Raw genomic sequence first — 25239 nt, 5'->3', positions numbered from 1 at the left:
AAGTCAAACGGTTTTTTATTGTTTACAGTCAACTTATAACGCCGGGTCTGCCACGCCGTTGGCCTTAAAGGCGTTGGCCCGGTCGATGCAGGTACCGCACGCGCCGCAGGGTCTGTCGCCGCCTTCGTAGCACGACCAGGTATACTGGTAGGGCGCGCCCAGTTTCAGGCCCAACTCCACCACCTGCGCTTTGTTTTTGTGCAGCAGCGGCGCTTCCAGATGACACAGCTTGCCGCTGCCTTCGTAGATCGCCGTATCCATGGCCGCATAAAACTCCGGTGTACAATCGGGATATGCCCGCCCGGCCGCATCGTCGGCATGAGCGCCATAGCAGATAGCGCCTGCTTCCAGCGAAATAGCGATCGCTGCCGCCGCACTGATCAGGAGCCCGTTGCGGAACGGCACATAGGTCGCTACCGTACCTTCGCCATGCTCAGCCAGCTGCTCGGCGTAGCTTTTGTGTTCGATCGCTTCACTGCTGCTGGCCAGCAGCGAGCAGTTACTATAGGACATGATGCCGGCAATATCCTGCTCCAGCAAACGCACGCCGTAATAAGCGGCAACCTTGCGGGCCGCCGCTATTTCCCGGCTGTGCTTCTGTCCGTAAAAAACGCACAGCGCCGTAACATTTTCCGCGCCGCATTCGCTGACGGCCTGTGCCAGACAGGTGGTGCTGTCGATACCGCCGCTCAATAACACTACTTTTTTCATATTGCGCCCCCTTTACAGATCACGCCTGATAATCGCAGGCGGCAATTCTTCCCAGGGCTTGTACTGGATCGTGCTGCAGAAAGCATAGGCTTTGTAGCGTTCCGCCGGGTCTACGGCCGCCGCGGCTTTAGCCAGGTCACGCTCACCGGCCGCGCTGACAGGATAATATTTGAAGGCTTCGGCAAACAGCTGCGAGGCCTTGGCATCATCGCCGTTATTATGCTCATGCTCGGCTAAAAACTTATACGCAAAATAACGGTAGGGGTTGATCCCGCCGCTCTCCGCTTCCATATCCAGCATCACCGCCGCTTCCTGCACGGCCTGTTCTTCCTTGCCGACCTCGCGCAGGATCGCCAGCCGGCGGTAAAACATCTCGCCGCGGGAGGCACTGCGGAAAGGATGCTTGTAAGCCCTGCTCAATTCATAAGCCTGCCCCAGATAATTTAAGGCGGCGTCCTCGTTATGGGCCAGCTTCCAGACGATCTCGGCCACGTCGCGCAGGCACAGCACTTTATGCTCGGCCTCGCTGAGCCCCATTTCCGGGGCATCCTCCATATCAGGCTCCACGTCCAGCACTGTTGCCAGCACCCGCATCGCCGCTTCCACTTCATCCATCCAATATAAAGCGCGGCCCACCGTCGAGCGGCAGCGCCAGTCGTTATAGTTGCTGATCATACCGCGGGGAATGGGATATTCGCCGCCGGCCACATGGTTCACACACGCCAGCCATTCCTGTTCGTTCATAGTCAAGTCACACTCCTTACTGATTTCTGTACTATTATTGTAGCATATCACAGCCGCCGCGTCCCCGGTAAAATAACGTCGACGCAGTTTAACAGCTGCCGCAAATAAAAAAGGGCTGCCCGGCCGAAGCCAAAAGCAGCCATAAATAAGGGAAAGCGTTTTAAAAAAGACTCACTTTTCGTTGCGCACATAACGGCGCGGCATCCGCGGACTGACGCTGCAGACCAGCTCGTAGCAGATCGTACCGGCCCACTCGGCCACCAGCTCCATCGGCAGCTGCCTGCCGCCAAAAACCGTGACCTCGTCGCCTACTTTGACCGGCGGCAGGTCGGTAACGTCCAGCATCACCTGATCCATGCACACACGGCCCACGATAGGAGCCTTACCGCCATTGACCAGCATATAACCCACGTTGGAAAGACGTCTGTTGACGCCGTCGGCATAACCGACCGGCACCGTGGCAATAACGCTGGGACGGCTCAGGGTATAGGTACGCCCGTAACCGATAGTCGCTCCGGCCGGCAAGGTCTTAACAAAGCTCACCGTCGATTTGACCGTCATCACAGGCTCAAAATCTTTGTAACAATCACCCATATGCGCAGGGTGCAGACCATATAAGGTAATGCCCTGACGCACCATATCCATCTGATATTCGCGCAGCTCCGTCAAAGCGGCGCTGTTGGCGATATGGGCCAACGGCACCTCGATGCCCTGCGCTTTGATCAGCGCCAGCGCTTCCTGGAAACGCTCGAACTGATGGGCCGCATAGGCTTTATCATCAGCGTCGGCCGTCGCAAAATGCGAGAAGACGCCTTCGATCTCGATGCCCGGCAGCGCTGCGGCCTTAGCCGCAAATTCGCCCGCCTCGCGCACGTGCACGCCGATACGGTGCATACCTGTATCAATAGCGATATGGATCTTGGCTTTTTTATGCAATTTCACAGCTGCTTCGTTCAGGGCGTATAAACGCTCTTCATCAAAAACAGCATGACTGATATCAAATTGAACAACAACATTGGCTGCGCCCGGCTGCAAAGAACCAAGCACTAAGATCGGCAGCCTGATCCCTGCTTCACGCAGCTCCAGACCTTCCTGCAAAAGGGCGACCGCTAAAAAATCGGCGCCGTTCTTTTCGGCTTCGCGGGCTACAGCGACCGCGCCATGACCATACGCGTCAGCCTTGACAACAGCACACAGCTTCGTCTGAGGATCGAGATTGCTTTTGGCGATCTGCACATTATGCGCCACGGCGTCAAGATTGATCTCGGCCCACGCGCCCCGGTCGATATGATACATAAATGAACCCACCTTCACAAAAAAACGCAGGACACGTACTTCTGCGTGCGCCTGCGGCTGGTACAAAATCCAATGACCTTATGGTCAAATTATATGCTTTTTAAAATGATTTGTCAATAATCTGCACTTGCTTCAACGCCGCTGCTCACGCTCATTTGGGAACAGTCTCCCGGTCGTGCCCGTGACAGCCGGAAGCGCAGCCACTACAGCCGCTGCAGCCACTGCAACCGCCGGAAGCTGTTTTTTTGAAGACGCTGCGCAATGCCAAAAGCGCCAGCACTGCCAAAATACCGCCAATAATATAATCTGCCATTTTTTACACCTGCTTTCGTTGACGCTGCACCGCTGCTGTCGGCGGTGCTCTATGCCGTTAGAAATTTAAATACGTTTAGGTTAGCTTTCGCTAACCACATTGTACTACGTTCCGTCCTCTTTGGCAAGTACCTAAAATATTTTTTACAAACCTGCCACTATTTCCCTCCGGCGGAAAAATAAACTTCTTCGCTGCCAATAGTGCCGCACCGCCGGCTACGCTTCTACTTTCCAGCGGTCGAAAAAACGCAGCCTGTTTTCATAAAGATGCACACAGCGGCCCACTAAAACAGCAGCTACTACCGTGCCGGCACCGACGCCCTTTAAAATACCGAATTGGTTCCAGGAAATAATAATGGCGATCGTGACCAGCGTAATATCGAAACAGTTTTTGATGAAACTGAACTTTTTCTGCGTGACAAAAGCCAGCACACTGACCACGCCTTCGCCCGCTACCAGAAATATTTTAGCGCGCACCTCCAGAAAAACACCTAAAGCCAAAACGATGATGCTCAGCAGGCAGGCCAGCCATTGTTCCAAGGCACTGGCAGGCACGAACCAGTCCAGCAGACCCATAGAAAAATCGATGCTGTAGCCAAAGGCCAGCGTCGTTGCCAGCTGGCCCGCGATCTCCCGGAGATACACAGCCCTTAAAATAAGCGGCTGCAGCAGGATCATCACCAGATTCATCGCGATCGTGATACCGCCGAGGCTCCATGAAGTAAACATACTCAGGACCCACGGCACGCTGGAGATCGGCGACGTACCCAAATCAGCCTTACAGGATAAGGCGATACCCAAAGTCATTAAAAATATCCCCACGGCAAACATCGCCAGCCGCGGCTTAAAATGCTGATTGACAGCTGCTTCCACTTTACTTTCCTTCTTTCAAAAACATGTCGCAGAACCTGCCGCAAATAAAAAAACGGTCCTCGGCATGCAAGAAACCGTACGGTCAGGCCATCTGATTGTAAGTATATTGTAACATATCTACCGGCAATATAACATGACCCTGGAGAAAACTTACTCTCAAAATGCATGCGCCGTTTTAGTATTTCTTCCAGTACTGGCTGCGGCAAAAAGCAAGGCGGCACCTCGAAGGATACCGCCTGTAAGCTATTGCCCGGTCACTTATCAGAAGCTATATTGAACATTGACGAACCATTTACTGCTCTGTGCCGCACTGCCTTTCTGGTAACTGTAGCTGACGCCGTAAGACCAGTCGTCTTTAGCCGCTTCCAATCCCAGCCTGCCGGCAAAGAAGCCTTTTTCCATCAACTCATAACCGACCCTGTCGCCGGCATCGACGCCGGGAACCGTCACCGACATCAGATTATCCCTGTCGCCCAAAGCCCAGACATAGGCCAGATCTATCGAGGGGCGTAACAGCCAGCCGTCCGCACCGCTGCTGACATGACTGATGTTGATGCCCAGCGGCAGCAGCCACACATCGGCTTTATCCGGACTGTAACGCGCCGCCGCACTGCCGCCGATCGTACCGGTGTAAGCATCGGCATCGATATGCAGATACCTGAGCCCGGCATAGGGAACAAATCTGGTACCGTGTCCGCCGTCATAGCTTTGCTCGCCTTTAATACCTAAAGTAAATACCTGTGCTGACGGTTCGGCTTTGACAACGCCTTTGAACTCACTGCTCGTTTTGCTGTAGCCGGCGTCAAAGATCAGATTGGTATCGGCATTGCGGACAGAACCGTAATAGCTGAGTCCCCAGAAATCAAATTCATTTTTGGACGCGCTGCCGGTACTGCTGCCGCTGCCATAGCTAAAAGCTACGCCGCTGCTGTATTTGCCCCGGGGCGCAAAATCGCCGCCAATGACCACGCCGTTATACTGCGCATCGTAGCTGACGCCGCCAAGGTCATTGACCTTATCCTTGTTATGCAGATACTGGGCCCAGATATTGCCGCTTTCTGCCTGATCCTCTCCCCTGCCCAAGCCGGCAGGTATTTCGCCGCCCAAATTGGCAAAAGACAGATGTTCCTGCACCGCATTGCCTATTTCGGCTGCCGCTAAAGCACTGCTGCGGCTCGTGCCGCTGCTTTCCGCGCCGCGGGCAAAGTCATTGACGGCTGCGACAAATTCAGACGGGCTAAGACCGGTATCATTGGCCAATTCAGTCAGATATTTAATACCGGCATATTCTGTTTTGCTTTGGTCCATGGCCTGCAGGATATGCGGCAGGGAAATGCCGTCATAAGTTTTTTGAACATCCTTTTGCTTAACAGTTACCGTATATTTGCCATTGGCAGCATCTTGCTCAACTTTCTCGATTTCAGAAAGTTTATTCACACTGACCTCAGCTTTCGCAGCATCGGCAGACCAGCCAGTGATACTACTGCTATTTGTAAAATTATCAGTAATTACATAAGTTCCGGCATTAGTACTGGTCAGATACAGCCTGGCGCCGTCAGCAACTGTCAGCTTAGAATCGGCGCTGCCTGTTAAAGCCGCAGCTCCACTGGTTCCTATACCTGCTCCATTAACGATCAGCAGCGACCCAGCGGCAAAATTCGCCTTATTAGCTTCAGCTGCCGCAGCATCTTTATTCCCGTCAATGTACAGGCCGCCGCTGGCAGCCAATTGCTGGGCTCTGTCAATATACAGAGCCGCACTTACACCATTTTCACCCCAGGTCAACCCTGTTTCACTAAAAGCCGTTTCCGCTTTTGCCGTATCGTCTGTGCCCAGGCTCAAAACCGAGTTCCGTCCTACTGTCATCAGGCCATCGACACTGTTATTAATAAAGGTCAAAGCTGCCTTAGAAGCCTGTCCGATCGTATCATTGCCCTGCCACACAGGATCAAGCACCACGGCAGCACCATGTAGTTCGGCATTACCTGCAACCAAACTGCCGGCGCTGTCACCAGTACCGACGTTGATTTTTGCATTACTGTCAGTTACCTTAAGATTACCAGCCTTAGCCGTACCTGTAACTTCTATCGTTCCTTTACTGATAGTCATACTCTGAGCTTCTAATGTACCTGTCCCGCTGAGCTTAACCGTACTTCCTTCTGAGCCAACAGTCAAACTCTCTGTCTTGAGTGCTGCGCCTTCGTTGACGCTGATCGCACCTTTATCGGCACTGATTTCATTAACTTTAAACGTACCGGCATCGACATTCACTTTACTGTTATCATTAGCAATGACAACCGCCGCATTTAGATTACCGCCGCTGGCAGTTCCTGCAACACCAAGATTTAAAGTTCCTGCGTTTGTACTGTTACCAACTAACACAGCAACATCAGTTTTAGCAGTACCATCAGCAGTTTTTACTAAAGCATCATTTTCACTGCCGCCACCGACCAAAGTCAATGCTTTACCATTCCCTACAGTTATTTTGCTCGCATCTGCAGCTGAACCGCCAAGAGCCAAATCTTTAGCACCGAGATTTTCGAGGCTGCCACTGCCTATAGTAACGTCCTTTTCAGTAACAGTAGCAGTTACCCCCGCATGTACAGCACCTGTGGCAGCAAGATCATCAGCCGCAGCTTCTGTTTGTTCTTTGCCACCAGCAGTGACTAAAATACCAGTAAATACTAAACTCATCGTTCCATAATCCGCATCATTAAGAGCCGTTTTAGCTGTTTTTAGCCAGCCCATATTATATTTCGCATCGGTCAGGATCAGCTTGCCATTATTAAAATCTACAACCTGGTCAACCGCATCCAAGATTTTACCACTTTTCGCAGTAGTACCTGCCGCCGTTAAACTATTGGTAAAAATATCCTCAGAAGCAGCTTTTAAAGAACCACCACTAACAACGAAAGAATTAGCGGCTAAATTTTGATTATTCAACATACCGAAATTCATCGTACCGCCGCTCAATTTGACGCTGCCATCACTGCTAGTCCCTTTAGTAACGAAGCTGTTGATGCTGATATTATTATAAACAGCGTCACTGGCGCCGTTCAGATTAACAGTACCACCGTCAACCGCCTTTACTATACCGTTAATGGTGTTAGTTTTACCGGCAATATTAATCACACCATTATTTTTAGCAACAACGTCGCCATTCAGATCAACGGTTTTACCAGCGCTGCCCAGGCTGACGTTAGCGCCACTAGATGCATAAACAGAATAAGCTTCCGTTTTGCCTACAGTTTCAATACTAATATTACCTAAAATAGCAATATTAGCTGCGTTTGCACCACCGATACCAACCGCAGTATCACCCTGTGCCGTGATTAACGCATCTCCCAAAACGGTGGTTTTATTGTATTTGCCCGTTCCATAAATCCCGTAGGCCTCTCCTTTTTCAGCAAGAATATCAAGCGTTAAATTTTTACCAATAGTAATAATGCCATCAGTTCCTGATTCTACAACGTCAGAAAGATCACCATAAATGCCCGTAGCGTCACTATCATTACTAATAACTGTGGCTGTAAAATTACCTAACAACTTTGCATTGCCATTATATTTTTCAAAGTCTGTAACATAAAGGCCATTAGCATATATATTTCCTTGCACAGTTGCTGTGATATCCGTATCAGCACTGGCATTAACATTAGCACCATATTGAGACCAAATAGCAACTGACTGAGACTCTTCACGACTTTTATTAACAACAGTGATATCAACTTTTTTACCAGTAAAATTCACAGTACCACCGGAAGGTTCAACCGCCATAACAAATCTTGCCCCGCCTTCGGCTTTAATAGAAGTTTCATCACCATTAAAATTAATAACTGTTGCCGTGGTACCAACATCACCTAATGCATTAACCCCTATTACTTCACTGCTTACCTGATCCCCTCTTACAGTAACCTTCGTATTTCCGTTAAAATCAACATTCCCCTGATTCGCTCTAACAGCTTGGCAAACGCTATTAGCACCCTCTTGCAGCGCATTGATCGTTATTAAGTTGCTATTTAGCGCTATCGTTTTCCCGGCATTTACAGAATTATCAATAGCAACGATCCTGTCAACACTTAAATTATCACTAGCTACAGACTGCAAATCAATATCAATTTTGTCAGCATCAATAGTAATATCAGAGCCCTTTGTAGCATAAATACCCATAATCCTGCCGCTGGTCGGCGCAGTTGCACCGCTATTGATAGTGACATTCTTAGCTTTAATGCTTATGTCAGCAGCTTCAGCACCAATAGCGGCATAGTTGCTGCTTCCATTTGCAACAGGCCTACTTAGCGCAGCGATATTCCCTGCGTCAATAAACCTGATGTCTCCACCAGAAGCAGCATATATCGCACCCGTCTGGCCGGCGTTTTTAACAAGTATCTGTCCACCATTTTCAGCAACGACATTGCCAGTAAGATTTACTTTAGCCGTGCCATTGTCATTGATTTTTACTAAAGCGTTAGAACCGGCATACAGTGCATTGGTATTGCCAGTAATACAGATGGTTTTACCGGCTTCAATGCTAATAAAAGCATCATTCTCTTTTCTGCCATTAGTTGCATAAACAGCATTTCTAGCGCCCTTAATAACCACAGTTTCGTCAGCATTTAAAATAATCGCTGTTTTACCAGTCATATGATCATTATTTTCATAGAAATTATAACTATATGAAGATAAGCCAGTTGAGCTATCTGAAATAATAGAAATATTTTTTGCTTTTAAATTTACTTTTACCTCATTATCAGAAATCGGTTCACTCCAGTTAACAGCAGCAATAGTTATACCAGTTGTATGAAAATCGATAGTATTAGCATTAATGTCAACAACTGCATTTTGGCCATTGGATTCATCTTGCACGCCGCTCAATTGCGCTAAAATAGCCCTATCATATAATATATCATTTTTACCTACAACAATTACACTATCAGCCTGTAGATTAACTTCACCGGCCATAGTATGTATACCAATACCGGAGTCTTCACTGTTTTCAATTTTTAATAACCCTATATGATCTAAATTAATAGATCCTTTAGCGTTAGTATATAATGCACTACCATTATCATTGGTTATCCATGCGCCACTGATATTAATTTCTTTTATATTAGAAAAATTTATTTTAGAATCTTCACCATGGAAAGCTCCTATTCCATACTGATAAGTATTATCACCAACTATTTTAAGCGTCTCTTTACCTGTACCCAAAAGTTCCCGTTTTGCAGTTCCGTCACCGAACGTAACATTGCTGATAATATTATGCCCGTTCATCTCTATCGACATTGGTATTTCATCAATAACATTATAAACAGTATCGCTATTTAGCTTTACCGTCTTCTCAGCCCACACGTCCCCCCCGGATATACAAACGGACATTGTACCTGCCATAAGCAACGAAAGCATCACTTTCTGACTTAAAATTTTTTCCCTTTCCACTTTCCCCGACATGCTGCCGCACCTTCTTTGTCTTTGTTATATCCCCTGAACTTATCGCATAAATAAAAATACCCGACCGTATAACGGTCAGGCATCAACATTGTCCAAAACAGAGAAATACCCCTGATTAATGAGCAACTGGCTGTCATTTCGTTATACGAAGTAGACCCTATAGCTTTGCGTCACTGCCTTTCGACAGCTTTGCCATTTTTGCATTAATTAATATTCTTTTATTTATTAAAAGAATACCATAAATTTTATATATTAACAAGTTTATTTATTTACATTCTGAAATATTTTATATACAAATAAAAATAAATCTCTGCTGAGCAAAAAAGCTCCGCCTTTCAGGCGGAGCTTTAGCTGATAACTGTTATTCACTTTAATTATCTGTTGGCGTCAATCATCAAAAACCGTATTGCGGGTCTCCCAGCGTTTGAACTGGCAATAGCCCCAGGGCGCATAGATGCCAAAGGTTATAGCCGTCAGGATCATGATGACCAGCCACTGGAAAAAGAAGCCCAGCCCGGTGCCGTCAAAACGCAGCCGTCTGCCTTCAACGTAGGTATTAGCACAGATCCAGCGCTGCTGCGCCGAGTAGGCCCACGGGAAAAACAGGCCCAAAGTCACAATAGAAACGACAGTCGTCCAGATCAGCAGCCATAAATAGCCCAGCCCTGAACCGACAAAAACAAACGGTTTATTCACTACGGCACCTCCATTTTACAAACTTTAAAATCAGCAGTCAGATTACTGCATTTTCTCTACTAATAATTTGTTGACCATACCCGGATTGGCTTTACCGCGGGATTTTTTCATGACCTGACCAACGAGGAAGCCGATAGCGCGGTCCTTACCGGCCTTAAAATCGGCGACAGACTGCGGATTTTCAGCCAGCACTTCGTCGACGATAGCGGCAATAGCGCCTTCGTCGCTGACCTGCTCCAGTCCCAGCTCTTTAACGAGGACTTTCGGCGATTTGTCAGCTTTGAGCATTTCGGCAAAAACTTTTTTCGCCAGTTTGCTGGACAGGACGCCGCCTTTGATCAAAGCGACCATTTCGCCCAGATTTTCCGGTTTGATCGGGAAAGCGTCGATCTCGATGCCTTCGTTGTTGAGGTAAGCAGAAACGTCGCCCAGCAGCCAGTTGGACACGCCTTTGTCGTCGCCGGCATTTTTGCAGGCAGCGTCAAAGTAATCAGCCATAGCTTTTGTAGCCACGATCAGACCGGCGTCGTAAGCAGGCAGCCCGTGTTCGGACATCAACCGCTGCTGACGCTGTGCCGGCAGCTCCGGCAGTTCCTTCTGTACCCGTTCGATCCAGGCATCATCGATCTCTACTGGCACCAGATCCGGTTCCGGGAAATAACGGTAATCATGGGCTTCTTCCTTGCTGCGCATGGATAAGGTCATGCCCTGGGCGTCGTCCCAGGTGCGGGTCTCCTGCACTACATGGCCGCCGCTCTCGATCAGGTCGATCTGACGCTCGACTTCATATTCGATAGCGCGTACTAAAGCCCGGAAGGAATTGAGGTTTTTGATCTCGGCGCGGGTACCGAATTCAGTAGCGCCTTCCGGCATTACAGAAATATTAGCGTCACAGCGCAGACTGCCTTCCTGCATTTTGCAGTCGCAGACGTCGGTATATTCCAGGATCGCTTTTAACTGTTCCAGATAAGCACGGGCTTCTTCCGAGCTGCGCATATCCGGCTCGGAAACGATCTCGATCAGAGGTACGCCGGCACGGTTGTAATCGACTGCCGAGGAATCGGAAGTGCTGATGGTAGCGCCGCTGTGGTTCAGCTTGCCTGCGTCTTCTTCCATGTGGATGCGGGTAACGCCGATGCGTTTTTTCTCGCCTTCCACTTCGATGTCGATATGGCCGCCCAGACAGATCGGCTGATCAAATTGAGAGATCTGGTAGTTTTTGGCCAGATCGGGATAGAAATAGTTTTTGCGGTCGAATTTATTGAATTTCTGGATCTCGCAGTTCAGTGCCAAACCGGCACGGATAGCAAATTCCACGACCTGTTTATTGAGCACGGGCAAAGCACCGGGCATGCCCAGGCATACCGGGCAGACATGGGTATTGGGCTCGCCGCCGAATTCTGTGGAGCAGGAGCAGAATGCTTTGGAATGTGTTTTCAGCTCGGCGTGGACTTCCAGACCGATAACAGTAGTATAGTTTCTCATTATTTGTTACCTCCTAACGGTGCCAGTACCTTATGGTAGTCGTTGGCTTGTTCAAAGGTATAAGCTGCGCGCAGCATGGTTTCCTCATCCAGTGGCTTACCGATCAGCTGCATGCCGACAGGCATACCGTCAGCAAAGCCGCAGGGCACGGAAATACCCGGCAGTCCGGCCATGTTGACCGGGATCGTATAAACGTCGAGCATATAGATGGAAAGCGGGTCCATTTTGCCGTCGATAGGATAAGCAACGACCGGCGAAGTAGGAGCCAGGATCACGTCACATTTGGCAAAAGCGCTGTCAAAGTCGCGGCGGATCAGGGTACGGACCTGCATGGCTTTTTTGTAATAAGCGTCGTAGTAACCGCTGCTCAAAACATAGGTGCCCAGCATGATGCGGCGTTTGACCTCGGGGCCGAAGCCTTCGGTACGGCTGAGCGTGGTCATTTCCGGCGCGCTGGTGGCGTTGGCGGCACGGAAGCCGTAACGGACGCCGTCGTAACGGGCCAGGTTGGCAGAAGCCTCTGCCGGGGCAATGATATAGTAAGTGATAACGGCGTATTCGGTATGGGGCAGAGAGATCTCGACGATCTCGGCGCCCATGGCTTCATACTGCGCGATCGCTTTTTTCAGCTCGGCATGTACTTTGGGGTCCAGACCTTCGCCATAATATTCTTTCGGCAAGCCGATACGCAGGCCTTTCACGTCCTGACGCAGGGCTTTGGTAAAATCAGGCACTTCCACGGGCAGCGAGGTAGAATCGTGTTCGTCCTTGCCGCAGATGGTGTTGAGCACGGTAGCGGCGTCGGTAACGTCGCGGGTGATCGGCCCGATCTGGTCGAGGGACGAGGCAAAAGCCACGCAGCCGTAACGGGAAACACGGCCATAGGTCGGTTTGATGCCAACGCAGCCGTTAAAGGAAGCCGGCTGACGAATGGAGCCGCCGGTATCGGAGCCCAGCGTCCAGATAGCTTCGCCCGCCGCGATGGCAGCGGCGCTGCCGCCGGAGGAACCGCCCGGTACACGGTCCAGGTTCCAGGGATTATGGGTAGCCTGGAAGTAAGACGATTCGGTGGTGGAACCCATGGCGAATTCGTCCATATTGGTTTTGCCGAGGAAAATAGTTTCTTCGGCACGCAGTTTTTTGATAACGTGCGCGTCATAGATCGGCACAACGTTAGAAAGCATTTTGGACGAGCAGGTCGTCAAAAGGCCTTTGGTGCAGATATTATCTTTGATCGCGCCGGGGATACCTGCCAGCGGGGCGATCTTCTCGCCGCCGGCGATCATGGCGTCGACTTTGGCAGCCTGTGCCAAAGCATTTTCCTTATCCAGCGTCACATAGGCCCTGACCTGGTCCTCGACGGCGTCGATGCGCTCATACAGGGCGTTCGTCAGTTCCACGGAGCTGATTTCTTTCTTGACAAGTTTATCGTGCAATTCATGAGCAGTGCTCTTGTAAAGATCCACAGTAGTTCCTCCCTCTCTTATTCGATGACGCGGGGCACTTTAAAGCCGCCGTTATGGACTGCCGGAGCATTTTTCAGCGCTTCTTCCTGAGTAACGCCGGGCAGAGCTACGTCCTCGCGGAACGCATTGCTGATCGGCAGCACGTACGGAGTCGGCTCGATGCCTGCGGTATCAAGCTGCTGCAGAATATCGGCATAATTGAGGATCTGGTTGAACTGTTCCGTGAATTTTTCCATTTCACCTTCAGGAATAGTCAAACGGGAAAGCTGGGCGATGTATTCTACATCTTTGGTCGTGACCTTCATTTTTTCACCTTCCTATGATAAATGTTCTTCATTATATGCAGTAAATCGGATATATTATATCACAAAATATCCCATACTTCTATAATATCCATTCGATCCGGCTTTGTTTCGGTGACTGATGCGGCAAAAAAATAAACCTGCCTTCAAAGGCAGGTTTATTTTTGTTTATTTAATTCTGAAATTGGTAACCTGGCCGGTCTGGATATCGCCGGTCACATATGCGTCTTTCCGCTCCCCTTTGACGGTGGCCGAGAAAGTAAGCTGCTGCTTTCTGACATTGAGATCGATCATGATGCTGCCGCCCAGTGAAGCCTTGTCGATACCTTTTTCTTTCGCCATTTTTTCTGTTTCCGCAATGAAAACAGGCAGCGCCGACCAGTTCACATCGTCGATATTGAATAAATTATCTGCCAGCTTGCCGTTGCCGCGCAATTTGACGATTTTGGGTCCCTGCCAGCCTGTATTAGGCGTCCAGACAAAATTATCGACGTTTTCTTTATTTTTGGGATCCTGCCGGGAAAAATTGATAAAGTCCGGACCAAAATGCATATTCTGGAAAACCATGAGCGGTGCACCACCGCCTTTAGTCTTGATTTCTGCAACGGCCTTATTGATCGCCGCCTGATCGTGAAAAAGATCACCATAGCCCTTACTGGTGATACTGCCGCCGCTGCCGCCACAACCTGCCAGCATCAAAGCGCATACCATGACCATCACTATTGCCCACACACTTTTCTTCACTATAAAACACTCCTTAAAAAACAATTTTACTAGCATACAGTTTAAATTATTTCTTTTGTGCTGTCAACAGAAGCCCTGCAAATATTTTGGCCGTCGTAAACTTACCATAGCAAAATACCGTACCGGTATTTTGCGTGCTGCCGGTTTCTACTTACAGAAATTTACAGCATTGACACAAAAAAACGATTATAATAAAGGCAAAAGGAGTGTGAGCATTATGCAAAATATCAACGCTTTCGACCATGCGGAAACTATTTTAAAGGTTTTGGCGAAGGGTGCGTTCCTCACTACTGCCGCAGACGGCAAACAAAATACCATGACGATCGGCTGGGGCGCGCTGGGCAACATTTGGGGCCGCTCTGTTTTTACGGTAATGGTACGCCATTCCCGCTATACCCACGAGCTGATCGAGGCCCACGACGAATTTACCGTCAGCCTGCCGCTGACCGCGGCTTTCAGCAAAGCACTGGGCCTGTGCGGCACTAAATCTGGGCGCGACCTGGATAAATTCGCAGCGGCGGAATTGGTAGCCGTACCGGGTCAAGTCGTCAAAGTGCCTGTGATCAAAGGCGCCGGCCTGCAGCTGGAATGCCGCATCGTAGAAAAACGTGAAATGGCCCCAGAAAACTTTGACAAAGCCTTAGCTGAAAAATGGTATGCCGATAAAGACTGGCACACCTATTATACAGGCGAGATCGTAGCCGCTTATCTGGACTGAGCCTCAAAAAAACTGTCAACTGCATAAAAATATCAAACGCCGGCATAACTGAAGTTATGCCGGCGCTGCTTTTAGGTTTTAGTATTTTTAAAACAGATCCTGTTCTTTGGGTACGTCAGCGTCTGCCGCCACTGATGCATCTTCACTGTCAGCGCCTGGACCGGCGTCAGCTTTTACTTCCCCTGCATTAGCCATAGCAGCAGCACCGCCCTGCAGCAAGCGCAGGAATTCTGCTTCGTCGATGACGGTAACGCCCAGCTGTTCAGCCTTCGTCAGCTTACTGCCAGCTTCGGCCCCAGCCACGACGTAGTCTGTCTTTTTGCTGACGCTGCCGCTGACCTTAGCGCCTACGTCCTGCGCCATTGTCTGCGCTTCAGCGCGCCCCAGCGTCGGCATCGTCCCGGTAAAGACCATGGTCTTGCCATAAAAGGGATGTTCCTCGCTGACAGTCTGGACCTGCATCTCCATGTTCAGCCCCAGCTCTTTCAGACGGGCGAGCAAGTCGCGATTCTCCGGCGACGCAAAATAAGTAACGACGCTCTCGGCGATCTTCGGGCCAATATCGTCGATAGCGGCGATCTGTTCTGCATCAGCCGCCAGCAAGTTTTCGACCGTACCGAAATGCACTGCCAAAAGCCGCGCCACCTTCGCCCCCACATGTCGGATACCCAGACCGAACAACAAACGGTCAAAGCTCTGCTCTTTGCTGGCAGCAATAGCCTGCACCAGATTTTCAGCCGATTTTTCGCCCATGCGCTCCAGCTCCACCAGCTGTTCTTTATTCACTAAGTAAAGATCGCTCACGTCACGGATCAGCCCGGCGTCCAGCAGCTGGTTGATCACTGCCGGGCCGCAGCCGTCGATGTCCATAGCGCCTTTAGAAGCAAAATGGATCAGTCCTTCGCGTCCCAGCGCCGGACAATGGGGATTAGTGCAGCGCAGGGCAGCTTCACCGTCCTTGCGTTCTACGTTCCAGCCGCATTCCGGGCACACTGCCGGCATAGTGTAAGGCTCTGTGCCTTCCGGCCGTTTGCCCAGCACCACGTGCAGCACCTCGGGAATGATCTCGCCAGCTTTATTGATGACCACCGTATCGCCGATGCGGATGTCCTTCGCTTTGATAAAATCCTCGTTATGCAGCGTGGCCCGGCTCACAGTACTGCCCGACAGCCTGACCGGCGTCAGCACTGCCGTCGGCGTCAGCACACCGGTACGCCCCACCTGGATCACGATGTCCTCCAGTTTGGTTTCCGCCTGCTCCGGCGGGAACTTGAAGGCAATGGCCCAGCGGGGATCTTTACCCGTAGCGCCCAGAATATTCTGCTGGTACACAGCATTGACCTTCAGCACCGCACCGTCTGTATCATAAGCCAGGCTTTGCCGTCCGGCATCGAATTCTTTGATATATTGGAGCGCCGCATCGATGCTTTGGACCACGCGGTAATTTTCGCTGACCTTGAAACCATATTCCGCCAGCATCGCCAACGAATCGGCATGCTTGTCCCGCGCGCCTTCGCCTACGGCGTAAGCAAAAAAGCTCAATGACCGCTGGGCCGTGACGTTTGGGTCCAGTTGACGCAGACTACCGGCAGCCGCATTACGGGGATTGGCAAATTCGCTCTCCCCTGCCTCCAGCCGCTGTTCATTGAGCTGCATAAAAGCATGGCGCGGCATATAGACTTCGCCCCGTACGTCCAAAAGCTCCGGCGGCGCTTCGCCATTTTTCAGATTCAGCACTAAAGGGATCGACCTGATTGTGCGCACATTGGCCGTTACGTTCTCGCCGACCACACCGTCGCCACGGGTAGCGGCCCGCACCAGACGGCCGTTTTCATAGATCAGGCTGCAGGCCAGCCCGTCGATTTTCGGCTCCATGACATATTCTACTTCGCTGCCTTCCGGCAGACCGCTGCGCACACGCTGGTCAAAGGCCAACAGTTCTTCATCTGAAAAAGCATTGCCCAGGCTCAAAAGCGGTGTTAGGTGTTTGACCTCGGTAAATTCCGGGTTCACCTTGCCGCCCACGCGCCGCGTCGGAGAATCGGCCGGCACATCGTCGGGCCAGGCGGCTTCCAGCTCGCGCAGACGCACCAGCAGCCGGTCATACTCGGCGTCGGTAATCTCGGGTGCGTCCAGCACATAATATAAAAATTCGTGGTGGCGGATCTCCGCCCGCAAATGCTCGGCCTCGTTCTTCGCCTGTGCGCGTTCCAGTTCCATAGCTGCCTCCCTCGTTGTGCCGCCTTGCGGCGTGCAGTAGATTTATCTTTTGCTTTTTGGGGTTTGTTTTTTTGTTCAACAATTAGCTTGTTGAATTTATTTTTTCTCTTTTTCTATGCCGCTTTCTTCCAGAAGCAAGCTGCGCAAAGACTTTTCTCTTTATAATGTTCATTTCTTTTAGCGGTAAAAGAAACGAACCAAAGAAAAACCGGCACGTCACAGATTTTTATTTTGCTTCGCTCAACGGCGGCTCCGCGAAACTCGGCATTGTTGCCGAAGATAAATAACCTGTGCAACAATGCCTCAAACAAGTCACTCCGCTATCGCCTTATTCGCATTGCACATAACAAAATCTGCTCAATGTGCTCTAACACCCTACGTTCTACTGCTTTAGCCAATAAATACGGATAACAGCAGGCTGTAGATACATTGCTTATGAAATTCAGCAGTAATTTGTACGATGCAGGGTTTTGAGCGCACATTGTGATCTAGTCCGCTGTGTGCGACGTAAGCTGTAAGCGCTGGAGGGACTGTTTGAGCAGCACAGCTGCGAGTTGCCCGGAAGCCGGACAGCGAACAAAGCTAAACAGGACTCGTCACAGTGCGCAAGCTTCTTTGCTGCCCTTTCTTCTCGAAGAAAGGGCTATTAAAATTTTGCCGCCAAAAGAAATGAACATCTAAAAAGAGAAAACTAAAGAAACGAAAAACAAAATTAAAATATTTATAAAAAATTCTACTTACGTTTCTTGTAACCCAAGAAACGTAAATCACACCTTCTTCAACACCGCATACTTGGTCAGCAAACTGCGGATACCGGCGCCGGCAAAAGCGATCTTCACTTCCTGACCGTCCTGCGACGATGCCACGCTGACGACAGTGCCCACGCCCCATTTGGCATGGCTCACCTTGTCGCCGGCCTTAAAGTCGCCGCCGGCAGCGCCGCCCGCCATATTAACGTTCTGCCTGGGAATAAAACTCTCCTGTCCGCCCAGGAACCAGTTTGTATCACGGCTGCGCTTCTGCGGCTTCGTTTCCACCATATTGATCGTCCTACGTTCTAAAGCCGGACGTTTAAAAACTGTCACCAGATTGCGCGGTACTTCCTGTAAAAACCGCGAAGGCGGATATGATACCGTATGCCCGTAAATCGTCCGCATTTTGGCATTGCTCAAAAAGAGCTGCTTTTCCGCACGGGTAATGCCCACATAGCATAAACGACGCTCTTCCTCCACTTCTTCCTCGTCCATCAGCGTCCGCGCATGCGGGAAGATACCTTCCTCCATGCCGGCCAGAAAAACGACCGGGAATTCCAGGCCTTTGGAAGAATGCAGGGTCATCAAAGTGATCGCTTCTTCACCCAGCTCGGCATCGTCGATATCCGACACCAGCGCCACGTGGCCCAGGAAATTCTCCAGATTGTTCTCCTCTTCTGTCTTGGCAAACTCCTGCCCAACAGAGATCAATTCCATCAGGTTGTCGATACGGCTCTGCGCCTGCGCCGTATGCTCATTGCGCAGCTCCTCCATATAGCCAGTCTTGTTCAGCACCTGCTCGATCAGCTCTTCCACAGGCACGTTATCAGCCTGGTTCATCAAATCGAAAATGATCGCCGCCAGCTCGTCCAGCTTACTGATAAAACGGACGCTCAGCCCTTCGACCTGAGACGCATTGGAAACCACATCAAAAAGTGACAGCCCGTTTTCAGCAGCGTGCGCCTGCAGCCTGGCCAAAGTAGCGTCGCCGATACCGCGGCGCGGCACGTTGATGATCCGCAGCAGGCTCAGCGAATCCGCAGGATTAAAGATCACGCGCAGATACGCGATAATATCCTTGATCTCCTTACGCTCGTAGAATTTTAACCCGCCTACCATATTATAAGTGATACCGCTCTTAATGAGCATTTCCTCAAAAATACGCGACTGGGTATTTGTACGGTACAAGACCGCCATCTCGCCCAGCTTCATGTTCTGCTGCGCCTGCAGCTCCTGCAGCTTTTCGATCACAAAACGGGCCTCATCGCGCTCGTCGATAGCCTGAAAATAAGTGATCGCCACGCCATTAGCATTATCCGTCCACAGGTTTTTCGGCTTGCGGCCGGTATTATTTTCAATGACCGCATTGGCAGCATCCAAAATGACCTGCGTACTGCGGTAATTCTGTTCCAGCTTGATGACCTTAGCTTCGGGATAATCCTTTTCAAAATCAAGGATATTCTGGATATCCGCCCCGCGCCAGCCGTAGATACTCTGGTCGGCATCGCCCACTACGCAGATATTACGGTGCCGCGCTGCCAAAAGCTTCGTCAGCAGATACTGGGCATGATTGGTGTCCTGATATTCGTCCACCAGCAGATAATCGAACCGCGCCTGATACTTCTCGCGCACCTCATCGTTTTCCTGCAGCAGGCGGATCGACAGTACCAGCAGATCGTCAAAATCCACCGCATTATTGACCAGCAGCTTATTCTGATACCGTTCATAGATCTCCGCCACCTTCTGATTATAAAAATCCGAAGCCGCTTTACTGAAATCACTGACGCTTTGCAGCTGGTTTTTGGCATTGGAGATACGCGCCGCGATGCCGGACGGCTGAAAACGCTTTTCATCCAGGTTCAGTTCTTTTAAGATCTGTTTGATCAGGTTCTGGCTGTCGCTGCTGTCATAGATAGCAAAATTACTGCCATACCCGCCTAATTTAGTTATTTCCATCCGCAAAAAACGGGCGCAGAAGGCATGAAAGGTAAACAGCCAGACATCTTTAGCCGCCGCTCCTGCCATTTTATCGACGCGCTCGCGCATTTCCGCGGCTGCTTTATTAGTAAATGTGATTGCTAAAATACGGTAAGGACGCACGCCCTGCTGCAGCAGATGTGCGATCCGGCAGGTCAAGACCTTGGTCTTGCCGCTGCCCGCGCCTGCCATGATCAGCATTGGTCCGTTAGTTGTCTGTACTGCTTCGGCCTGCTCTGGATTCAGGCCCGCTAAGGTCTCTGTCATTGGTTCCTCCGTCTGTTCGGCACTGCCTGTGCCGCAGTTTTTTATTTTATCGTAACTTTAATATTATTCGCTTCAGATTCATTTTTTCCTGCTGTTTCAGCTCCTGCCGGCAAGAAAAAAATGAGCACCGAAAGTAAGCTTCAGTGCCCCTGCCTTATTTTACCCGCCTGCCAGCCTGCTGATAATTTCCGTATCGGCAGGGCAGAAATCGTACTGCGGCAGCGCTGCCGGCTGCACCCATAAAATTTCCTGATGCACCCTTTTCTGCGGTACGCCGCTGTTGATCCTGGCTTCAAAAAACGTAACTGTCACTTCATTTTCGGGATATGTATAACCGGCCTGTTCAGCCAGCCCTGCGACCTCTATTTCGACGCCCAGTTCTTCACGGCATTCACGCACTAAACACTCTGCTGCCGTTTCGCCCGCCTCCTGCTTGCCGCCGGGAAATTCCCATAAAAAGGCGCAGCTGCCGCCAGACCCGCGCCGGCAGATCAATATTTCTCCTGCTGCATTGCGAATAATCGCCGCTGATACCAAAATCATAACTCATTCAGTCCTAACTTTTTTAAATAATTGTATGTTTCATCATAAAAAGCATTATGCCTAGTTTCATCATGCTCATCACCCTCTGGAACAAAAATTATTACCCCTTGACGAGCACGTGTCAGTAAAACACGATAAGTATTTTTTAAATATTGCTGATTCTCTACTTTATTAACTCTTTGCCACCCAGCACCAATAAACTTAAAATATTCAAAATGATCCTCTACAAATCTCAAATCAGCATCCCAAGCAACAATACTCCAATCTACTTCTAGCCCTTGAATATCAAATTCTGTTGCTACCTCTTCTAAGGCATATGACGACCGCACATCATACTTGTCATCTAAAAACCAATGCTTAGCATCTATTTTGCTTTGTACCCAAATTCCACAGCTACGTAACCTTTTGGCCCCAGAACTAGCTATTAAACCATACCGTTCTGTACCTTTTGCCCTACTCCGTACCCATTCTTTAGCTTTTTGCAAATTTCTCGTTAAAAAAATAGGATAATTTTTACTTGTTTCAGTATAAAGCCTTTGAGCACATCTACTGTCAGCGTCCAACAATGCTTTAACAAAACCTGCTACTTTCTCAGAACGAAAAGAACGTAATGAAACTGCTAAATGTAAAGTAGTAACAATATGATGATTTAATGTTGACAGTCTCTCTATTAATGGTTTATTTTGCACATATTCGCTGTCAGTAATTTTATCAGACACATAAATTTCCCATTGGGGAAACTTTGTGGCTAACGCATCAAACCACTCAGACAAACCAGCTTCACCAGTATTAATTTCTTGCCCTCCACCAACAAGGCAAATAATAACAGCCCAATCTTTATGCCTATCCATAACGTCAATTAAAAATTCTGGCTCAGACATGGTAAAATCAGCTACACCCTTTTTACGTTTCATAAATTCCGACAATTTTTCTTGTGTCCAAGCTCGCTGCGCTTCGTCAAAAATAACAACTTTTTCGTTAGGAGGCTCTTGCGTTATTAGCTCAGCATCACGGAAATGATGAATCATTTGAATAAAAGGTAATACCTTTTTGGTAGCCTCTTGCTTAGAAATATTCTTTCTAGAACTTTCATCACGGATTAAGGCTTCACGCAAAACATCTACTAATGGTTTATTTCCAGAAAGAAATACTGCATGTTCTTCCTCTGCAAAATTATGGCGTTCATTAGCAATATTTAGCCCTGCTAAAGTTTTTCCAGCTCCTGGAACTCCAGTTATAAAACAAATAGCTTTAGAGTGCTTTTGTTTACTCTCTTCGATAATTTTATTAATAGCTTCAGCTGTCTGTTGTAAATTGACAGCCTTTGCATCATTACGCGCAATATCTTTAACACTATGATTACTATATAGTGCCTGTGCCGCTTCTATAATAGTTGGCGTTGGCATATATACAGACTCTATCCACTCACCCGCATCTAATTCTTTTTCGTCATACTGCTGTAAAACAGCATTAATTACTGTTGCTAGATTGCTTTTGTTGCAATATAGCACATTAAGAATACCCGGCCTTAACTCTTGCAAATCATTACTTCTTTCCAGTGCTTCAGTAGCAACTAAAATTGGTACAAGAATTCTATTATGACTTGCTTTATGAAAATTCTTTAAATCTAAAACATAATCTGTCACCTGATCAATCGCAGATCGGGAATAATTTTTTTCACCCACCTTAAATTCTAATGAAAATACCAATCCAGATTTTAAATATACTACGTCAATTCGTTCGCCAATTCGTGGTATGGTATATTCAAAAATTATATGGCCTGTTTCAAAAACTTCTAACTGTTTTTTGAGAATCCTAATTTCTGCTAACCAAGCATTACGTTGTAAATCTTCTAATGCATATTCATTATTGCGAGTTAAAATACCTAATATTAAATTTTCATCACGCTGCAAAAAATCTTGTAAAGAACTTTCATAATAAGCTCGTTGCATAACTCTTACTCCGATCCTTAGCTTTATATCAGCATTGTATCATAAAACAGGGGCTGACCGCATAAAAAATACTCCGTCATGACGGAGTATTTTTGTTATCGCTCTTACTTTTAACCGCTTCCTGCCAAACGCGATCGCGCGCAAAACATTACAGATCGGCGTTCAGCGCCATGACCAGTTCCAGACGAGTATCCACGCCCAGCTTGCGGTAGATCCCCTGCAGGGCTTTCTTGACCGTGATCTCGGCAATAAACATTTCGGCTGCGATCTCCGCATTGGTTTTGCCCTGCACAACAAAATTTGCGATCTCAGCTTCACGGACAGTCAAAGTTTTGCCGCCCACAGTATAGGAAGCATTATATTTGATATTTTTCAGGTTTTCCTGATACAGCCCGCCCAATTCCATGATCCTGCCTAACAATTCCGCATCTGCCGCCGTTTCCCGGACGGCTTTTTGCAGCAGCGGTTCCAAAACGTCAAAATTTTCCACAAAGGGCATCACGATCCCGTCTGCCGCCGCCAGTGCCAGCGCCCGCCGTAATTCGCCGTCAGCCTCGGCCTCGTTGCCCAGCCCAGCCTGTGCCGCCGCACTGTAAACCGCCGTATAAAGGCTCAGCAAAAAGTTCTGGAAGCTCTGCGCCGCTGTTTCAAACTCGCGCAGCTGCCCCAGCAGCAGTAAATATTCCTTCTGCACCAGCAAATAACGTCCATAAACGATATATAAACAGCCCCAGGCTGAATACAGCAGTCCTGATTTTTGGAAATCACCCTGCTGCAGCCACGGCACTATTGCCTTGCCCTTATCCACCAGCTGCAGGTCGATCCAGGTCCGGCAGGCTTCGATCGTTTTCCGGTATAAATGCTCCTGCACTGCGGCCGTCAAATTATCCAGCCGCTTACTGGTCTCACGGATACTTTTTTTATTGCCCAACGCTATATTGCTGCGCATCGCGATGAACTCTGCGCACAATTCCACGCTGATCTGCTCATTACGGCGCGAAACATTCAACGCCTCCGCCGCTAAAATGACTGCCTTTTCCCACTGGCCTCTCTGGAAATGCGCCTCGGCTGCCAGCACATATTCAGCGCCGGCGCCATGATTTTGCACCAATCGGTAATAATCTGCCATCGCCTTTGGAAAAATAGCCAGCGTTTTTTGCAGCGTGCCCGCCTGACGATAAAACATGAATAAAATAGAATTGGCGCCGCCGCCCCAAATCGTCTGCGGTGAGAAGAAACGGACCGGCTGCCTGATGAGCCTGGCCGCCTTTTTAAAATGCCGCGCCATAGCCTCTACATCATTATACCTGGTCTGCCCCAGCAAAAACTCCAGTTCCCCCAGGCACTGCTCACGCTCCTCTTGGTCCGCAAGCAGGGCGATATGTCTTTGCAGCTCTTTGATCTCCATCTCCAGCAGCAGCTTTTCACCGCTCAAAAACAGCCACAGACCGTAGATCAGGCCTGCCTTGATATGCTTTTGCCTGATAGTTTCAGGGGCTTCCGCAAAATAAGCCATGATCTTGTTTTTATAGGTATTTTCAAAACTGCAGCCACGGTCATTTTCGAATACCGTCAGCATCCTGTCGTAATCGCCCGCCGTATGGTAATAGCAGAACGCCTTCAGGAAGTCATTCTGCAGCTCATACCATTGGCCGCTGCGGCTGTACAGCCGGCTGCGTTTTTCCGGGTCTAATTCTTCACTCAAACGCCGCAGATAATCCTGCAAAGCGCTGTGGATATGATAATGGCCGCTCGTCAGTTCATAACTGATGAAGCCATGCCGCGCCGCCAGATGTTCCAGCAGGGCCTGAGCTGCGTCATTTTCAGTTATATAAGCCGCCTGGCGGCCGCTGAAATCTTCGTTTAAAACGGCCAGTTCTGTCAAAAGTGTTTTTTCCGCCTCACTGCAGGGAGCATAAGCCACGTCACGCACCAGCCGCAGCAGCGCTTCGCCCGGCTCCTGCCGCAAGCCGCTCTGATATTGGCGCAGATACAGGTACAGGGCGCTGATCCAGCCTTCCGTTGCCGCCAGCAAATGCTCTGCTTCCCCGCGCTCCAGCACGATCCCGTTTTTACGGTAATATACAATAATATCATTCAAGCCAAAAGCAAAATCCTCGCGCTGTAAATGCAGACATTCACCTTTCAGCACCAGGTCTTCCAGACTGAAATCCGGCTGCTGCCGCGTCAGGATCACAAAATGCCAGTTCGGCAGTTCAGCCTCAGCCAAAGCCAGCAGCAGCTGGTCACAGGCAGCGCTTTGCAGCAGCTGATAGTTGTTCCAGACAAAAACCACTTTTTTTTGCAGGCGGGCCGACTGCAGCACTTCAATGATCCGCTGGCGGGTCGCCGCGTTCCGGGGCAGCTGCTGCCAGGTCAGGGGCGAGGTATCGACACCGGCCGCCTGCAGCGAGCGGACGAAGCAGCGCCAGAAAACCGTTTCAGCCTCAGCCTGGCAATTGTCCCAGAACATATCCACAGACAGGGACAGCAGTGTTTTTTTTACAGCAGTCGTTTTGCCGTAGCCAAAAGGCGCGACAGCCACCGTCAGCGGCACAGCCAAAAGCTGTTTCAGCCGTTCTGCCAGCGACGGCTTCAGATATATTTTTTTAGGAAAAGCTTCGTTTTTCTTCGGCATCGCTCTACCTCTTTTGATACTGTTTTTATTTGTTGCCATAATTATTTATTATAATTATATTGTACCGTAAAACCTGCTTTAAATACAGGCTTTTT

17 protein-coding genes and 1 riboswitch are annotated in these 25239 nt (G+C 49.3%); of the genes, 1 reads left to right on the top strand and 16 read right to left on the bottom strand.

What is annotated here, in order from left to right:
* Nucleotides 1–33 precede the first annotated feature (33 nt).
* The 11 genes from queC to Q4G98_RS03560 form a co-directional block, all read right to left on the bottom strand.
* Nucleotides 34–711, bottom strand: coding sequence for a 7-cyano-7-deazaguanine synthase QueC (queC, locus tag Q4G98_RS03610; RefSeq protein WP_293545306.1), 678 nt, complete (start codon nt 709–711; stop codon nt 34–36).
* Nucleotides 712–723: 12 nt separating this feature from the next.
* The gene (locus tag Q4G98_RS03605; RefSeq protein WP_298563049.1) at nt 724–1455 is read right to left on the bottom strand and encodes a hypothetical protein; all 732 of its coding nucleotides are present in this window, start codon (nt 1453–1455) and stop codon (nt 724–726) included.
* 171 nt (nt 1456–1626) lie between these two features.
* Nucleotides 1627–2751, bottom strand: coding sequence for an alanine racemase (alr, locus tag Q4G98_RS03600; RefSeq protein WP_298563047.1), 1125 nt, complete (start codon nt 2749–2751; stop codon nt 1627–1629).
* A 151-nt stretch (nt 2752–2902) separates the two neighbouring features.
* Nucleotides 2903–3064 (bottom strand): FeoB-associated Cys-rich membrane protein, encoded by a 162-nt coding sequence (locus Q4G98_RS03595; protein ID WP_177561513.1) that lies wholly within the window; start codon nt 3062–3064, stop codon nt 2903–2905.
* Nucleotides 3065–3279: 215 nt separating this feature from the next.
* Nucleotides 3280–3936: a YitT family protein gene (locus tag Q4G98_RS03590; protein WP_177561514.1), complete on the bottom strand. Its 657-nt coding sequence runs from the start codon at nt 3934–3936 to the stop codon at nt 3280–3282.
* 261 nt (nt 3937–4197) lie between these two features.
* Nucleotides 4198–9285 carry an autotransporter domain-containing protein gene (locus Q4G98_RS03585; protein WP_301961842.1) on the bottom strand — a complete coding sequence of 1696 codons (5088 nt, stop codon included), beginning with the start codon at nt 9283–9285 and terminating at the stop codon, nt 4198–4200.
* Between the two features lie 217 nt (nt 9286–9502).
* Nucleotides 9503–9588, bottom strand: a riboswitch (cyclic di-GMP riboswitch).
* Nucleotides 9589–9771: 183 nt separating this feature from the next.
* The gene (locus Q4G98_RS03580) at nt 9772–10080 is read right to left on the bottom strand and encodes a DUF898 family protein (protein ID WP_177561516.1); all 309 of its coding nucleotides are present in this window, start codon (nt 10078–10080) and stop codon (nt 9772–9774) included.
* Between the two features lie 42 nt (nt 10081–10122).
* The gene (gene gatB / locus Q4G98_RS03575) at nt 10123–11565 is read right to left on the bottom strand and encodes an Asp-tRNA(Asn)/Glu-tRNA(Gln) amidotransferase subunit GatB (RefSeq protein WP_177561517.1); all 1443 of its coding nucleotides are present in this window, start codon (nt 11563–11565) and stop codon (nt 10123–10125) included.
* Nucleotides 11565–13031 carry an Asp-tRNA(Asn)/Glu-tRNA(Gln) amidotransferase subunit GatA gene (gene gatA / locus Q4G98_RS03570; protein ID WP_301961841.1) on the bottom strand — a complete coding sequence of 489 codons (1467 nt, stop codon included), beginning with the start codon at nt 13029–13031 and terminating at the stop codon, nt 11565–11567. Before gatA ends, gatB begins: the two co-directional genes overlap by 1 nt.
* A gap of 17 nt (nt 13032–13048) precedes the next feature.
* Nucleotides 13049–13336 carry an Asp-tRNA(Asn)/Glu-tRNA(Gln) amidotransferase subunit GatC gene (gatC, locus tag Q4G98_RS03565; protein WP_177561519.1) on the bottom strand — a complete coding sequence of 96 codons (288 nt, stop codon included), beginning with the start codon at nt 13334–13336 and terminating at the stop codon, nt 13049–13051.
* Between the two features lie 165 nt (nt 13337–13501).
* Entirely contained in the window at nt 13502–14077 is a 576-nt protein-coding gene (locus Q4G98_RS03560; RefSeq protein ID WP_293661319.1) for a hypothetical protein, read from the bottom strand.
* A 217-nt stretch (nt 14078–14294) separates the two neighbouring features.
* Here Q4G98_RS03560 and Q4G98_RS03555 point away from each other — a divergent pair, with 217 nt between their 5' ends.
* Entirely contained in the window at nt 14295–14795 is a 501-nt protein-coding gene (locus Q4G98_RS03555; RefSeq protein ID WP_298562720.1) for a flavin reductase family protein, read from the top strand.
* Between the two features lie 87 nt (nt 14796–14882).
* Here the strand turns inward: Q4G98_RS03555 and ligA are convergent, their stop codons facing one another.
* The 5 genes from ligA to Q4G98_RS03530 form a co-directional block, all read right to left on the bottom strand.
* Complete coding sequence (gene ligA, locus Q4G98_RS03550; RefSeq protein WP_298562718.1) at nt 14883–17015, bottom strand: NAD-dependent DNA ligase LigA; 2133 nt, start codon at nt 17013–17015, stop codon at nt 14883–14885.
* Between the two features lie 767 nt (nt 17016–17782).
* Entirely contained in the window at nt 17783–20011 is a 2229-nt protein-coding gene (gene pcrA / locus Q4G98_RS03545) for a DNA helicase PcrA (RefSeq protein WP_177558865.1), read from the bottom strand.
* A gap of 159 nt (nt 20012–20170) precedes the next feature.
* A complete protein-coding gene (mutT, locus tag Q4G98_RS03540) occupies nt 20171–20554 on the bottom strand; it encodes an 8-oxo-dGTP diphosphatase MutT (RefSeq protein WP_298562716.1) in 384 nt (127 codons plus the stop codon).
* Nucleotides 20551–22506 (bottom strand): DUF2075 domain-containing protein, encoded by a 1956-nt coding sequence (locus Q4G98_RS03535; protein WP_298562714.1) that lies wholly within the window; start codon nt 22504–22506, stop codon nt 20551–20553. The genes mutT and Q4G98_RS03535 overlap by 4 nt, the downstream gene beginning before the upstream one ends.
* A gap of 148 nt (nt 22507–22654) precedes the next feature.
* The gene (locus Q4G98_RS03530; protein WP_298562711.1) at nt 22655–25144 is read right to left on the bottom strand and encodes a LuxR C-terminal-related transcriptional regulator; all 2490 of its coding nucleotides are present in this window, start codon (nt 25142–25144) and stop codon (nt 22655–22657) included.
* Between the last annotated feature and the right edge of the window lie 95 nt (nt 25145–25239).

It is taken from the genome of uncultured Phascolarctobacterium sp. (genome assembly GCF_958349595.1).
Lineage (GTDB): Bacteria > Bacillota > Negativicutes > Acidaminococcales > Acidaminococcaceae > Phascolarctobacterium.
The sequence above is the reverse complement of the archived record's forward strand: the minus strand, read 5'-3'. Positions and strand labels throughout refer to the sequence as shown.